This window comes from Pseudomonas flavescens (assembly GCF_013408425.1).
Taxonomy (GTDB): domain Bacteria; phylum Pseudomonadota; class Gammaproteobacteria; order Pseudomonadales; family Pseudomonadaceae; genus Aquipseudomonas; species Aquipseudomonas fulva_A.
The window spans coordinates 3,682,072-3,697,003 of the sequence record NZ_JACBYV010000001.1; the positions used below are offsets into that span (position 1 = coordinate 3,682,072).

Genomic DNA, 14,932 nt, shown 5'->3' on the forward strand with positions numbered 1-14,932 from the left:
TCCCTACCGACTACCAGCCCCAGGACCCGACCGGCGCAACTGCTCACGGGCCGGTCGAGCACAGGGTGATCAGAGGCGTCAGGTTGCCTTACGCCATCTGGGTATCGAGGTTGGCACCATCCCCCTTGTAGTCGTCGTGCACCAGGTGATCCCAGCCGTTTTCCGGCAGGCGACCTTCCTCACGGTAGAACGCGTATTCCTCTTCGCGGTACTCGAAGATGCTCTGGTCATCCGGTGCGTCCCGCTGGGCATAGTTGTACATGTAGTCGTCGAGGAACTCGTAGCGCTGCAGCCCGTTCTCGGTGAGCAGGCCCTGGGTATCCAGGTCCTTGAACAACTGATCGAGGTCGGCACGGTGGGCATCCATGCGGTTGCTGTGCTTGATGTCTTCGACGATCAGGAACGGCGTCAGCGCCACGGTCAATGCAGCGCCAGCCCACAACAACGGCCCGGCAAGAGCCCTGGCGGCATTGGAGCCCATCAGCGCGGCCATCTGCGCACCGCCGCCAGCGACGTTGAAGGCGCCAGCAGCCACGGTGATCGCCCCCTGGGCGATGGCGACCTGGTCGTTGCTGCCCATCCCGGATTTGATCTTCAGGCCGCCGAGCACCAGATCGGCAACACCCGTGAAGCTGTTGGCACCCGCATCCATGATCCGCAGGAAAGCGGAAATACCACGGCTGGTCGGCGTGCTGCCGTTGAGCCCGGGGTTCTTGGCGAAGCCATCACGGAAGCCATCGTTGATGGTCTTGAGTTGCTCGTCGGACATGTTGAGCTTTTCGGCGAGCTTCTCCTTGTTGTCGATGGGCGCGGCATCGACGGCACTGTTGAAGTCCTCGTAGAGCTTCTTCACCTCGCCCTGGATCACGCTCATGTTGTGCCCGGCGCCGCCGGGTGCATCCTTGCCGAATATCTGTGGCAGCGACTTGTCCAGGCCGAGCATCTGGTTGGTCTGGGTGCCACGGATGTTGTCGTAGATGTTGCTGCCCAGATTGACGAAGTGCTGGCCGGCGCCCAGCACACTGACGAAGTCCTTGGCGATGGCCAGGCGCTCTTCCGGCGTATCGGCCAGGGTGCCGCCCTTGCCGGCCAGTTGGTAGATGCCCGACGCCAGGGAGATCAAGCCACCAGTTGAACCCAGTGCTCCGTTGGCGTTGAGCTCGGTGATGGTCTTCAGCATGCTGCCGTGAGCGCCCTCGCCCAGGGTCTTGTAGACGTCCTTGCCCATGACCTTGTCGATGTCGGCCGAGGTCACCGTGCCATTCTTGGCGAAGGTCGCACCCAGTTCCTTCAGGGCATCGCCGAAGGCCTTGGCGGTCTGCTTGTTGCCGAGAAATTCCTGAACGAAACGCTCCGTTTCCACGGTGCGGCGGGTCATGTCGATGCCGCCTTTCTTCAAGGCGGTGAGCAGTGTCTTGATGGTGTCCTGAGTGGCCAGGGCAGTGTTGTCATCGCTGATCAGCGATGGGTCGGCCATCAGTTTGTCGAGGTCCATGGTGGTGGCATCGATCATCATGTGCTGCGAGAACTGCGCGGCCTTGTCGGGATCGAACGCCGTCAGGGACGCGTAGGTCTTGGCGATGTCCGCCTCGGCCAGATCGCCCAGGCCCTTCTCTTTCAGGTCGGCGATATAACGCGAATATTCCTCGGAGAATGCCGTGTCTTCGAGCTTCTCGCGCACGCCGTCCTTGTCGGGCAAGGCATCCAGCGCCTTGTCCTGCTGGGCCTTGAAATCCTTCTGCACGCTTTGCGAGCCGAACAATTGGCCGATCTGCTCGTCGAGCTTCGTGCCGTCGATGATCGCTGACAGGTCATCGCCATTGGCCTTGGCAGTGCTCTTGCCCATGGAGATGTCGAGGGTGACCATGTCCAGGCCATTCTCGGTGGCTGCCTGGGCACGCAAGGCGTTGTAGAGTTTGGCGCGTTCGTCATCCTTGCCGATGCTGCCGTTGTCGATGCCGGCCTTCCAGTCCTTCATCAGGTTCTGCCAGGTCATTTCGCTGACCGTGAGCTTGCCGTTCTTGTCCTTGGGGTCGACGGTGGTGGTCTCGAGATTGGCGATGTCGAGCTCGCTGGCAGGTGGCAGCCCGGCGGCTTCACGGGCTAAATCCATCTTGCTGTCCTCTGTCGGCTCGGGCCCCTTGAGGGCGGAAAAACCATGCTTGCCGAAGTCCTGCAGGCGCCCGGCTTCGGTGCCGTGCCTGGCTTCGCCGCTCTTGGTCACACCGTCGATCTTGCCGTTGCCGATGTCTGCGCCGGTGAGCACCTTGCCGTCGGCATCGTGGGTTTCGATGTGCTCGAGCACCTGGGAGGCGCGGTAGGCGGCATCGGCGTCGGTTTCGAAATCACCGACCTGCTCCTTGAGCATGTCCTTGATGCCGCTCTGGTTGCCGAGGTTCTTGAGCAACGGATCGCCGTCGATGATCTCCTGGGCGGTGCGCTCGTCGTTCTTCGGCCGCTCCCAGATGATGCCCAGTTGCTCGGCCTGCGCCCTGGCTTCCTTGTTGTCCGCAGCCGCGGTGGGGTTGCGCAGTTCGCCCTGCAGATGCGAGAAGCCATACTTGCCGAAGTCCTGCAGGCGCCCGGCTTCGGTGCCGTTCTTGGCATCGCCGCCTTTGGTGAAACCGTCGACGCGGCCATTGCCGACATCCTTGCCAGCGATCTTGTCGCCGGAGCCGTCGAGGGTTTCGATGTGTTCGAGCACCTGGGCGGCACGGAAGGCGGCATCCGGGTCATTCTCGAAATCACCGACACGCTCCTTGAGCATGTCCTTCACGCCACTCTGGTTGCCGAGGTTCTTGAGCCGCGGGCTGTCGTCGATGATGTCCTGTGCCGAGCGCTCGTCACCCTCGGGGCGTTGCCATTGAATGCCGACGGCTTCGGCCTGCTGACGGGCTTGCTTGTCATCGGCGGCCGTGCTCACGTCATTGAGCTTGCCCTCGAGATGGTCGAAACCATACTTGCCGAAATCCTGCAGCCGGCCGGCTTCGGTGCCGTGCTTGGCATCGCCGCCCTTGGTGAAGCCATCGACCCGACCGTTATCGACGTTGTCGCTGACGATACGGTTGCCACTGCTGTCTATCTTCTCGATATGTTCGAGCACCTGAGCGGCGCGAAAGGCGGCATCGGGGTCGTTCTCGAAATCACCGACGCGATCCCTGAGCATGTCCTTCACGCCACTCTGGTTACCCAGGTTCTTGAGCAGTGGGCTGTCCTCGATGATCTCCTTGGCGGAGCGCTTGTCGTCCGCTGGCTTTTCCCAGCGAATGCCTGCCTGCTTGGCCTGTTCGGTCGCCTGATCCCAATCCTTGACGGAGTTCGAGTCACCCTTGGCGTCGACGCCTTGGTTGTTCGTAGCCTTGACGGTCATTGTTTTATCCTTCTGCGGGACACCAGAAAAGTACAGTGACTGCCGGTGCTTGCATGGCTGGTCGCAAGCCTCGCTACTGGTAGAACTGGTACAAGTGGAGGCGCCGCCCACAGGCTGCGCCCGCTTCCCGCCCCGAACGTCAAGACGCACCGGCAGCGGGACACCCACCATGAAACCCGCTGCGCATGAAAATACGATGACGCCTCGGCGATCGCGCTGTTGAAGGGCGATTCGGTAGCGCGCCCGCGGTTCGGCCCGGCACTGCAGAGCGTTGCGAGTCGCCTATGGCTAGGCGGTGAGCAGGCTGCCCAGACGCTCGCCGATGATCACGCAGGGCGCCATGGTGTTGCCGGTGGTGATCCGCGGCATGATCGAAGCATCGGCGATGCGCAGACGCTGGATGCCGTAGACCCGCAGCTGTGCGTCGACCACCGACAAGGCATCCGTGCCCATCTTCGCCGTGCATGACTGGTGCCACACGGTGGACGCCGCGTTGCGCACGAATGCCTCGAGCGCAGCACCGCGCAATGGCCCGGGCATGACCTCGCGTCTTGCGAAGGGGCGCATGGTTTCGCTGTTGCCGATCTCTCGACACAACTCGACCGCGCGCACCAGGGCTTGCAGATCCTCCGGTTCGCTGAGCGCGCCGCTGTCGATCTTCAGCGGGTCCATGGCACCGCTGCCCGTGAGGGTGATCGACCCTCTGCTTTTGGGCCGCACGAGGCCTGGAAGCAATGACCAGGCCGCCGCGGGCGGATGGAACATGGCCTGTGCCTCGGGGGTCGCGATGGGGATTTCGGCGAGAAAGGTCTGGATGTCCGGCGCGTCGAGCGCGGCGCTGCTTTTCCACAGGAACGTCGACTCGCCGGCGTTGTTGCGCGGTGCGTGAGCCTGTTCGTAATCCCAGATGCAACCGGAAACCATGATGTGGTCCTGGTAGTTCTGGCCGACACCCGGCAGGTGCTGCACCGGCTCGATAGAGTGCCTGGCAAGCTGCTGCGCATCGCCGATTCCCGACAGCATGAGCACCTTGGGCGTGTTGATCGCTCCCAACGACAGCACCACCTCCTCACCAGCTCCGAAGTGGATGATCCGGCCTTGGTAGAGCACTTCGACGCCGACCGCCCGCTGGCCCTCCAGCAGCACACGCAGGACGTGTGCGTGGGTCAGTACCGTCAGGTTGGGCTGCGCCATCGACGGGAACACGTAGCTGCGGAATATCGAGCGTCGGCGCCCGTCACTCAGGCACACGTTGGTCAGTGCCGCACCGCCTGGCCCCTCCATCATCGCGCCGTTCTGGTCGTCGTAAACGGTCATCCCGAGCTTCGCCGCCGCGGCCAGCATGGCAGGCGCGACCGGATTGGGGTCGGGCGCAGGTTGCACGAACACCGGGCCGCCCGTGCCTCGACGCAGTGGGTCCGGGGCGCCCTGCCAGTTCTCGATGCGCCGGTAGGTGGCCAGTGTCGACTGATAGTTCCAGGCCGGGTCGCCGGACTCGCTGGCGAAATGGTCCCAGTCGCTGCTGTGCCCACGGGACCAGACCATCACGTTGATCGAGGCGCCCCCGCCGAGCACCTTGCCCATCGAGAGGGGCATCTGCCGACCGTGCAGGTGCGGGTTGGGCTGCGCCACGAACTGCCAATCGCGCTCACTGCCCAGGTTGGTGAACCAGACCCCGGCATCGCTGACGCTGGATAGGTCGTCGCTGCCGCCTGCCTCGAGCAGCAGCACCCTGATGTCCGGGTTTTCCGCCAGACGCCGGGCAACCACCGAGCCCGAAGTACCGGAGCCGCAGACGATGTAATCGTATGCGCTGCGAAGGTTGGTTTGCTGGCGAAACTGGTTCTCTTCAACCTGACGAGCGAAGTCTGCTTCGTCGGCGATACAGGAATGATTGTTCACGAATGGGCCTATGCACCGTTGCAGCGGACGCGATGAACGACTGCCGAACAGGTGAGCAACGAAAGGAGGCGGCTGGCGTCATGACGCTGGCCATGGAATGGATCGGTCTGTGAAGACCCGATCGATTCTAGAGCGGGACCGACGTACGCCCCTTACCTGCAGGGCGCATGCTGCATGCCCCGGAGGCGCTATCGATGATCAGGCGAGTGGCGGGACGTTCTTACCTGGCCGCGCCGACCTGCGAAGGGCAGATGCCGAAATGCGCCTGATAGGCACGACTGAAATGCGAGGCCGTGGCGAAGCCGGATTGCCAGGCCACATCCTGCACGCTTGGGCGCCCGGCGGTGGAAGTCAGCAGCCGCTGCGCATGCTGCAGGCGGACGCTCCAGACCTGCCGCATCAGGGTGGTGTTCTGCTCCCTGAACAAGCGTTGCAGGTGCTTGACCGAAACGTGGGCCGCTTCGGCGACCGCCGTGCAGTCGAGACGTGGGTCTGCCAGATGCAGATGGATATGCCGTCGGGCTCTCGACAGAACGGCGTCGGCACTGCGCGACCTGGCTTTGTCCCCTGCCCCGCCCAGCATGCTATCGACCAGGTCGAGCAACTGTCGGCCCATCAGGTCACGGACCGCCGGGCCAGGGGCGACATGCTGCTGCGCGATGCAGTGAATCAGGTCACGGATGGCCCGGGTATCCGCCGAGCCCACATCGGTGATGACCGGCGAGCGCAGCGAGTGCCGCAGGCCACGCTCCCGCAGGATGCCCTTGGGAATGCGCAGTACGGTCATTTGCCCACGCTCGGCAAACGACTCGTGGAAACGCCGTTCAGGGTCGATGAAGAACATGCTGCCCGCAGTAAACCGGTGAGTGCTTCCAGCCTGTTCGATGTCGACACGCCCACCGGTCATCAGCTTCAGGTACAGCCACTGGCCTTGCCATGAGCCCTGATCTTCGCCTGCGGGCACCAACGCGAGCGACACGAGGTCGGCACGCGTCACCCCGATATCGCCCAGGTGCCAGCTTTGCGCAGATGAACCTGCGATGTGCGCCTGATCGAATTGGCAATGCAGCCCGTGGTGTTCGAGCATGGCGGCCGCCCAATCGTTCTCGGCATCAGGCCCCAGATGGAAAGCGATGGGCGGGTTGTGTGAGCGTGTCATGAGAATGACCTGATCGATTCGGCGTGTACTGACGGGAACCATGAACAGCCGAAGCGGCTTGCTGCACGGGCTGGCAGCAGCCTACGCCGATTCGCCAGGCGCGACCGTGCATTCGGCCTGACGGCACTGTTTCACGGCAGCGAGATGGCTTGCTCGGCAGCGATGAGTCGGCCCGGTGGACAGGCCCCAGAAACAAAAAACGCGGTACCTGCTCGGCAGGCACCGCGTTCTCGCAAGCAGCGCTATCAGCCGAAGATCAGCGTCGCGCCATAGAACAGACCTGCTGCCAGCGCCATGGAGGTGGGCAAGGTAAGTACCCAGGCCAGCAGGATGTTGCTGATGGTGCTGCCCTGCAGGCCACTGCGGTTGGCGACCATGGTGCCGGCAACCCCGGATGACAGCACATGGGTGGTGGATACCGGCAGGCTGTAGACGTTGGCCAGCCCGATGGCGCAGGCGGCGGTGATCTGCGCGCTCATGCCCTGGGCATAGGTCATGCCCTGCTTGCCGATCTTCTCACCGACGGTTTTCACCACGCGCTTCCAGCCGACCATGGTGCCGATCCCCAGGGCCAGGGCCACGGCGATGATCACCCAGAAAGGCGCGTACTCGGTGGTCGCGGTCAGGTCCTTGCGCAGCTTGTCGAGGTCGGCCTTCTCGCGAGCTGGCAGGTTTTCGAGCTTGCCGACTTTCTTGGCCGAGTCATCCAGGCAGAGCAGGTAGCGACGGATGTCGATGCGCTTCTCTTCGCTCAGGCTGTGGTAGTCCTTCACGCCGTCGAGGGTCTTGAGCAACGTGGTGATGGTCAGCTCGGTGAGTTTCGGATCGCAACGAAATTGCTTCGGCAGTTCGCTGTTGCCGGATTTGCCCAGGGCCAGGAACTCGTTCAGGGTCGGCGCGTTGCGCTGATAGAACTCGCCCAGGTGAATGGCCGCGTCGCGGGTACGCTCGATCTGGTAGGTGGTGCTGTTCAGGTCGAGAACGAACTTGGCCGGCACTATGCCGATCAGCACCAGCATGATCAGACCGATGCCCTTCTGACCATCGTTGGAGCCGTGCACGAAGCTCACCGCCATGGCCGAGACGATCAGTACCAGGCGGTTCCAGAACGGCGGCTTGTTCTTGCCTTTGATTTCCTTGCGCGAGACCGGCGTGCTATGCACCTTCGGCGTCGGCATCCAGTGCTTGAGCGCGAGAAACAGCAGCGCGGCGACAATGAAACCGGCAATCGGCGAGAAGATCAGCGACAGGCCGATATCACTGGCTTTCTGCCAGTTCACGCCGTCACCGAGCGGAATGTCGGTGAGCAGCGCATTGGCCAGGCCCACGCCGAGGATCGAGCCGATCAGCGTGTGCGAGCTGGAGGCCGGAATGCCGAAGTACCAGGTGCCGAGGTTCCAGGTGATCGCCGCAGCCAGCAGCGAGAACACCATGATCAGGCCATGGGAGGTATTCACGTTGATCAGCAGCTCGACCGGCAGCAGGTGAACGATGGCGTAAGCCACCCCCACGCCACCGAGCAAGACACCGAAGAAGTTGAATATGCCCGACATGACGACGGCCAGGTTTGGCGGCATGGCTTTCGTGTAGATGACCGTCGCCACGGCGTTGGCCGTATCGTGGAAACCATTGATGAATTCGAAGGTGAGGACGAAGAGCAAGGCGAGTGCCAGGCTCAACGCCAACCAGGCGTCGAGCCCGCTGAATAATTCGAACATGAGGGTTTAGGTCTGGCTCAATGAGAGGGCTGGGTTATTCCAGATGAAGCCTGGAACGGCTGCCGTTTACGCTCTGCGGATGCGGAGTTCCTCCGCTGCCGGAAAATTATCGACGGGATTTGTCCAGAAATCGACTTATAAACGTCACGAGAGCGTAAAGAATCCGTATTTTTTATCCATCACCACCGATCGGGCCGAGGCTCGCCGGGTGGCTCGGGGCGCCCATGCGAGGCTATTCGCCAGGGTGCATTGCGGCCCAGTGGCCCGTCGTTGAGCGCCGCGATGCCCGGATGGCTACCTGACCAACCGCGACAACGGCAGCCAGATGAAGGCAAGCATCCACACATAGAAGCCATAGCTGTACCCGGTGATCGAAATCCTTCCGTCACCATCATTCCAGATACCGCTGTAGGTGAACGAGGTCAGCCCCAGCGCGATCGCCGCAGCCGAACAAACGCGCACGCGCCCAGGCTTTGTGGATAAGTAGGCGACAGCGAAGGCTACGTTCGCCAGCCATGCGATGCCCCCATCGGGTATCGCCAACGCGCCGGTCAGCAAGACTTCCCAGCCATAGACGACCGGCGGGACCTCGAGCCTTTCGTGGTGCTGCCTGATGGCTGGCAGCAGCAGACTCAGCACATAGAAGAGAAGAGCGAGGTCTTTCGGCTCGAGCTGAAACGGGCGGAATGTCATCGCGTGTCCTTGCCAGGTGAAACCGTCCATCAGCCCATTCAACGAGCTGCGTATGGAGGGGACTGCCGTCGCTATCGGGCCCGATATGCTACCGACTTTGCCCTGTTGCCTGATGACCGACTGCACAAAATCGCGCCGGCCTCCAGTCGTCGATGACCATCGCCAAGGATCCTTCTCAAGGTCATGCCAGCAGCTCGGTGATCCATCGGATCTGCTGGGCGAGCGACTGCACCCTCTCATCGGCCACCTGCTGCCGTGCCTGGGCGAAGTTGGCCAGGGTCTGGCGCTTCAACTGCAGCAGGCGTTGCCACTTGGCCAGGAATACGGGGCTGCGCTCGCGCAGTTGCAGGGGCCCGAAATACAGTTCCTCGGCGCTGTACGAAACCGGCCCGGTACGCTCGGCGACGATGATTTCGTAGTAGAAGCGGTGTTCCCGCAGCAGCTCTTCGTGGAGGATGCGGTAGCCGTTTTCCATCAGCCATTGGCGCAGCGGCTGCTCGCCGCCGTTGGGCTGCAGGATCAGGCGCTCCTCGCCGCTCAGACGGTTCTTGTCGCGTTCGAGAATGTCGCGAATGGTCTCACCGCCCATGCCGCAGAGGCTGACCACCGTGATGCCATCTGCCGGCTCGATCGCTGCCAAGCCACTGGCCAGGCGCACGCTGATGCGCGCGCCCAGTTGGTTCTCGTCCACGGTGCGCTCGGCAGCCAGAAACGGAGTCATGGCCACCTCGCCAGCCACCGCGGCGTCGATGACGCCACGGTTCATCAGCGCCACGGGCAGGTAGCCGTGGTCCGAGCCGATGTCGGCCAGCCGCGCGCCGACCGGCATATGCGCCGCCACGCGTTCGAGACGCTCGGACAAGCTTCGCTCGTTCAACTCCAACCTCTTTTCACCACGGCCGCCAGGCAGGTTGCGCCGGCTCGGCGCGCGATTCTGTCGGGCAATGGCATACATGGCAAATCCCGACGACGCGCATCAGGGGGCAAACGAGTGCAGCCCCATCGCTCGGGCTGAGCAAAGCGATGGCCGGGATCACACTCCCGAGCATCGCTTCGCTCGCCCCTGGCTATGTCGTCGATCTCACGGCTATCGCAAACAGCCGTACTGAGAACTGAACACGCATCGGGCCTCCACGCCGGGCTCGAACGGCACGCTCGCCGCGAATCCAGTTCCTGAAAGTTATCGACATATGCACCCAGCGCTCTGGGAAATTCGACACATGATCTTGAAGTCTGCGCGATGCTGCACATAGTAAAAACGCGCCTGGGCATTCATACTTATCCATGCAAATGTTCGGTGTTAAGAGAGCCAAGTGGCGCGCAAATCAGGAAGAAATGACGGCAACTCCGCAGAAAGCCCTGTCACCATCAAGGATGTGGCGCTGAAGGCCGGTGTCTCGGTGATGACGGTGTCGCGCGCGATCAAACGCCCAGAACTGGTGAACGAGGTCACGCGAGAGCATGTACTCGAAATCGTCCGTTCCATGGGCTACGTGCCGAATATCATGGCAGGGGCGCTAGCCACCAGAAAGAGCCGGCTCGTATCCATTCTGCTGCCAACCATCGCCAACTCGATTTACTCGATTGCCGTGCAGTCGATCATCAACAGGCTTTCCGCATTTGGCTATCAGTCACTGGTCGGGCCAACGGGTTATTCGCCGGAGAATGAAGAGATCCTTCTCGACGCGATCCTGGGCAGACGACCGGACGGCATTGTTCTTACCGGCACCCTGCACACTGCTCAGATCCGCTCGCGTCTCGCCTCGATTGGCATTCCCGTCGTCGAAGCATGGGACCTGAGCGATGACCTGCTGGATACCCAGGTTGGCTTTTCCCATGAAAAGGTCGGCGTCGCCGTGGCCGATCACTTCCACGCCAAGGGCTATCGACGATGGGCGGTAGTCGGGATCGATGATCCCCGCGCCATGCGCCGTTGCCGCAGTTTGATCTCGCGCCTGCACGAGCTGAACATTGGCGACGTTCATCAGGAGATCTTCGCGACGGAGGCCACCTGGGAAGTCGGGCGAGCGGGCCTGGCGAAGCTGCTGAATGACGGTATGCACCCAGAGATCGTCTTCTGCAGCTCCGACACGGTCGCGCTCGGCGTACTGGCCGAGGCCGCGAGCCATGGAATCTCCGTGCCTGACGACCTCGCCGTTCTGGGCTTCGGCAACATCACCAACGGCCAGTTCGCCTACCCGGCGCTTTCGACGGTCAGCGTGAATGCTCAGGAGATGGGGTATCAGGTCGCCGAGGCGCTCTTGCGCCGCCTTGATGGTGTGAAGGGCGATAATCAGATCGACACCGGATTCGAGATCATCGAGCGCGGCAGCACCTGATCCCAATGAAGCATCCCTCCATCGAGCACCTCACTGCCCCACCAACCCTTTTTTCATAACCACCCCATCAGCCCCTCACTAAAAGATCTATTTCAGCGGTAGCCAATGATAACGTTAACATCATAGACTGTTAACGTTAGCTGTTAACGTTAACAGTCGACGGAATGCACCGAACCATAAAAACAAACGTCGGAGTTCTTTCATGCAAGCAGTCAAGAAGACTCGCGCCCGCTATTTGATCCTGCTCATGCTTTTCCTCGTGACCACGATCAACTATGCAGACCGGGCGACGATTTCGATCGCAGGCTCAAGCCTGCAAAAAGATCTCGGCATCGATGCGATCGAGCTGGGTTACATCTTCTCCGCCTTTGGTTGGGCCTATGTGCTGGGGCAGATCCCTGGCGGATGGTTGCTCGATCGCTTCGGCTCGAAGCGCGTCTACGCGGGCAGCATCTTCCTCTGGTCGCTGTTCACGCTCATGCAGGGCTACATCGGCGTGTTCGGCGTTGCCAGCGCGGTCGCCGTTCTGTTCCTGCTGCGCTTCATGGTGGGCCTTGCCGAAGCCCCCTCCTTCCCGGGTAACGCCCGTATCGTCGCCGCCTGGTTTCCGACCAAGGAGCGCGGCACGGCATCCGCCATTTTCAACTCAGCTCAATATTTCGCGACGGTTCTGTTCGCTCCGATCATGGGCTGGATCGTCTACACGTACGGCTGGCAGCACGTCTTCGTGGTGATGGGAGCACTGGGAATCGTGTTCTCGATAATCTGGATGTACGTGATCCACAATCCGAAAGACCATCCTCTGGCGAACGCCGCCGAGATCCAGTACATCGCCGAAAATGGCGGCCTGGTGGATCTCGATGCCGCGGGCAAGAAACAGGACTCCGGCCCCAAGTTCGGCTACATCCTGCAGCTACTGAAGAACCGCATGATGGCCGGGGTCTACCTGGGCCAGTATTGCATCACCACCCTGACGTATTTCTTCCTGACCTGGTTCCCCGTCTATCTCGTTCAAGAGCGAGGAATGACCATTCTCAAGGCCGGCATCATCGCTTCGCTTCCAGCGATATGCGGATTTATCGGCGGCGTGCTTGGCGGCGTCATTTCGGACGCACTCCTGCGACGCGGCAACTCCCTGAGCGTCGCGCGCAAAGTTCCAATCGTCGCAGGCATGATGCTGTCCATGAGCATGATCATCTGCAACTACGTCGATACGGACTGGATGGTCGTCTCGTTCATGGCCTTGGCGTTCTTCGGCAAAGGGGTGGGTGCACTCGGCTGGGCGGTGGTCTCCGACACGTCCCCCAAACAGATTGCGGGACTCTCCGGTGGGCTCTTCAATACCATCGGCAACCTCGCGTCCATCACCACCCCGATCGTCATCGGCTACATCATCGCAGCAACGGGCTCTTTCAAACTCGCACTGGTATTCATCGGCGCCAATGCGTTCGTCGCCGCCTTCAGCTACCTGGTGATCGTAGGGGAGATCAAGCGCTTCGAGCTGAAGGGCCTCAAGCCTGAAAACACTGCCGAGGCCCCCGAAGCCACAACCGAAGCGGCTCGCTAACGGTCGCCGTTCGCTGTGCGTGGCGCAGTGGAGCCCCAACCTGGGCTCGCACTCGAACGGCCATGACGACCTCTCACGGAGCACTCTGCACAGCGAAGCGATACTCGAGAACAAAACTCCGGGTATCGCTTCGCTCAACGCCAGGCAACGGCACAGTGGTGCGTCGCTCAGGCGTCACTCGCCAGAGCCAGTTGTTCGAGTTCAGGCACGTCCATCCGGTAGCCCATCCATTTGCGCTCAGGTATGCCTCCCAGGCGCTGGTAAAAGGCTTCGGCACGGGCGTTACCCGTCAGGACATCCCACTTCAAACGTCCGGCGTCGATGCTCAGCGCGAAGCGGGCGACCTGTTGCAGCAGGGCCTCCCCCAAGCCACTGCCGCGCCGCCCCTCGGCGACGTACAGCTCCTTCAACAGCAACGTGGGACGTAGATCGAAGGTAAAGGCAATTTCCAGCACCACGGCGTACCCCAGCAATTGCCCCTGCTGTTCGGCGACGAACACCTGGCACTGCGGGTTGGCCCCGAAGGCACGGGCCAACAAGGCGGGCTCATCGACACGAAACTCATCGATGTAGCCCTCGAAAACGGCCAGGGCACGCATCAACTCGAGCAGCAGCGGAACGTCGGCCACGGTGGCCGGACGTACCCGGCAGCCATCGCTCAACATGCGCATGAGGTGACGTCGGCATTGCCGCTGCGCTCGGGGTGCGTCCCGGCCAGCGGCAACCCTTCGTCGAGCCAGCCGGTGACTCCACCGATCATTTCCTTAACGGCATACCCCAGGCTCGCCAGGCGCACCGCAGCACGGTGCACGCCATTGCAGTGGGGGCCGGCGCAGTAAACGACGAACAACGTCTCAGCGGGAAAATCGGCCATCCGCTCGGCCGTGATCTCGCGGCTGGGAATATTGATAGCGCCGGGAACGTGGCTGGTGGCGAATGCCTGTGGGTTGCGTACGTCGACCAGCAGGTAATCCACCTCACCGGCCTGCTGGCTTTGGTGGACATCGGAACAGTCGGTTTCGACACTCAGACGGCGGCTGAAATGCGCGAGCGCTACGGCTGGCTCGGCGGCAGGCGTTTCACTGACGAGGCTGGACATACTGATTACTCGATGGCGGAAAGAGCCACCACTGTAGAGATGCCGCGAACAGCGCTACAGTGGCCAAATAGACATCAACTGGTAGTTTTCCGCCAAATGCATGAAGCCCCTGGTCTGGTTGCCGTTCTCGCCTATGACGGCCTGTGCACGTTCGAATTCGGCATAGCCGTGGAGATCTTCGGCCTGCCTCGCCCCGAGTTCGACTTCGCCTGGTACCGCCACTGCATCGTCGCCGTGGACAATGGTCCCATGCGCGCACTGGGCGGCATCCAGGTCACTGCCGACGCTGGCCTCGAGGCGCTGAACACGGCGCGCACGATCATCGTTCCCGGCTGGCGCAGCCGTGATGAGCCGCCACCGCCCGCCCTGCTGTAAGCGCTGCAAGCCGCACACGCGAGAGGCGCCCGTCTGTTGTCGATCTGTTCCGGTGTCTTCGTGCTGGCCGCAGCAGGGCTACTGGACGGTAAGCGTGCTACCACCCACTGGCGCTACACCGATGAACTCGCGCAGCGCTTCCCGGCCATCGACGTCGATCCCTCGGTGCTCTATGTGGACAGCGGGCAGGTGATCACATCCGCAGGCAGCGCCGCGGGTATCGACGCATGCCTGCATCTGGTCGAGCGCGATTACGGCGCTCACATCGCCAACTCGGTGGCACGCCGCCTGGTGATGGCGCCACAGCGCTCGGGCGGACAGGCGCAATTCATTCCCGCGCCGGTCGCGCAGGCTCCCAGGGACGATCTCTCTGCGGTGCTGGAATGGGCACGGCAGCATTTGCACGAGCCCCTCTCGATCAAGCAATTGGCGACCAGAGCCCTGATGAGTGAACGTACCTTCTTGCGCCGTTTCAGCGAAGCCACCGGCCTCTCACCCAAGAGCTGGCTGCAGCACATGCGCATGGCACAGGCCCGAGCACTTCTGGAAAGCACCGGCCTGAACAGCGAGCAGATCGCTGAGCGCTGTGGTTTCAGTTCGGTGGAAAGTTTTCGGGTGGCGTTTCGAAAGGTGGTCGGCCTGGCGCCCTCGTTCTATCGGGAACGCTTTGGCCAGCGCCAAGGCCACGATTGAAGCGGGCGCAGAACCGC

At 62.1% G+C, this 14,932-nt stretch carries 10 protein-coding genes and 1 pseudogene; 3 read left to right on the top strand and 8 right to left on the bottom strand.

The genetic code is table 11. The annotated features are described in order from the left end of the window. Positions 1–88 precede the first annotated feature (88 nt). From FHR27_RS16450 to FHR27_RS16475, 6 genes are all read right to left on the bottom strand, one after another. Positions 89–3,370, bottom strand: a complete 3,282-nt coding sequence (locus FHR27_RS16450; RefSeq protein ID WP_179539089.1) for a hypothetical protein — start codon at positions 3,368–3,370, stop codon at positions 89–91. 288 nt (positions 3,371–3,658) lie between these two features. After that, complete coding sequence (locus tag FHR27_RS16455) at positions 3,659–5,272, bottom strand: GMC family oxidoreductase (protein ID WP_179539090.1); 1,614 nt, start codon at positions 5,270–5,272, stop codon at positions 3,659–3,661. A 220-nt stretch (positions 5,273–5,492) separates the two neighbouring features. After that, positions 5,493–6,431, bottom strand: a complete 939-nt coding sequence (locus tag FHR27_RS16460) for a helix-turn-helix transcriptional regulator (RefSeq protein WP_042556388.1) — start codon at positions 6,429–6,431, stop codon at positions 5,493–5,495. A gap of 245 nt (positions 6,432–6,676) precedes the next feature. Further along, positions 6,677–8,149: an inorganic phosphate transporter gene (locus FHR27_RS16465; RefSeq protein WP_042556387.1), complete on the bottom strand. Its 1,473-nt coding sequence runs from the start codon at positions 8,147–8,149 to the stop codon at positions 6,677–6,679. 294 nt (positions 8,150–8,443) lie between these two features. Further along, positions 8,444–8,872 (bottom strand): hypothetical protein, encoded by a 429-nt coding sequence (locus tag FHR27_RS16470; protein ID WP_179539091.1) that lies wholly within the window; start codon positions 8,870–8,872, stop codon positions 8,444–8,446. Between the two features lie 151 nt (positions 8,873–9,023). Further along, on the bottom strand, positions 9,024–9,719 hold the full coding sequence (locus tag FHR27_RS16475) for a tRNA (adenine(22)-N(1))-methyltransferase (protein ID WP_306456092.1): 696 nt from the start codon (positions 9,717–9,719) through the stop codon (positions 9,024–9,026). Positions 9,720–10,155: 436 nt separating this feature from the next. On the opposite strand from FHR27_RS16475, the gene FHR27_RS16480 reads away from it, so the two are divergent. Both FHR27_RS16480 and FHR27_RS16485 read left to right on the top strand, forming a co-directional pair. Continuing rightward, positions 10,156–11,181: a LacI family DNA-binding transcriptional regulator gene (locus tag FHR27_RS16480; protein WP_179539093.1), complete on the top strand. Its 1,026-nt coding sequence runs from the start codon at positions 10,156–10,158 to the stop codon at positions 11,179–11,181. 202 nt (positions 11,182–11,383) lie between these two features. Continuing rightward, a complete protein-coding gene (locus FHR27_RS16485; protein ID WP_042556383.1) occupies positions 11,384–12,748 on the top strand; it encodes an MFS transporter in 1,365 nt (454 codons plus the stop codon). Between the two features lie 167 nt (positions 12,749–12,915). Here FHR27_RS16485 and FHR27_RS16490 read toward each other — a convergent pair whose 3' ends face one another. Then, positions 12,916–13,419, bottom strand: coding sequence for a GNAT family N-acetyltransferase (locus FHR27_RS16490; protein WP_257026926.1), 504 nt, complete (start codon positions 13,417–13,419; stop codon positions 12,916–12,918). Then, entirely contained in the window at positions 13,407–13,847 is a 441-nt protein-coding gene (locus FHR27_RS16495) for a rhodanese-like domain-containing protein (RefSeq protein WP_179539094.1), read from the bottom strand. Before FHR27_RS16495 ends, FHR27_RS16490 begins: the two co-directional genes overlap by 13 nt. Positions 13,848–13,943: 96 nt before the next feature. Here FHR27_RS16495 and ftrA point away from each other — a divergent pair. Next, positions 13,944–14,915: pseudogene (gene ftrA / locus FHR27_RS16500) on the top strand (transcriptional regulator FtrA). Positions 14,916–14,932: the final 17 nt, after the last annotated feature.

Excerpts from the sequence above, each read along its gene's own strand:
- FHR27_RS16450 (WP_179539089.1), bottom strand. The coding sequence starts at position 3,370 with ATGACCGTCAAGGCTACGAACAACCAAGGCGTCGACGCCAAGGGTGAC.
- FHR27_RS16460 (WP_042556388.1), bottom strand. The coding sequence starts at position 6,431 with ATGACACGCTCACACAACCCGCCCATCGCTTTCCATCTGGGGCCTGAT.
- FHR27_RS16465 (WP_042556387.1), bottom strand. The coding sequence starts at position 8,149 with ATGTTCGAATTATTCAGCGGGCTCGACGCCTGGTTGGCGTTGAGCCTG.
- FHR27_RS16470 (WP_179539091.1), bottom strand. The coding sequence starts at position 8,872 with ATGGACGGTTTCACCTGGCAAGGACACGCGATGACATTCCGCCCGTTT.
- FHR27_RS16485 (WP_042556383.1), top strand. The coding sequence starts at position 11,384 with ATGCAAGCAGTCAAGAAGACTCGCGCCCGCTATTTGATCCTGCTCATG.
- FHR27_RS16490 (WP_257026926.1), bottom strand. The coding sequence starts at position 13,419 with ATGCGCATGTTGAGCGATGGCTGCCGGGTACGTCCGGCCACCGTGGCC.
- FHR27_RS16495 (WP_179539094.1), bottom strand. The coding sequence starts at position 13,847 with ATGTCCAGCCTCGTCAGTGAAACGCCTGCCGCCGAGCCAGCCGTAGCG.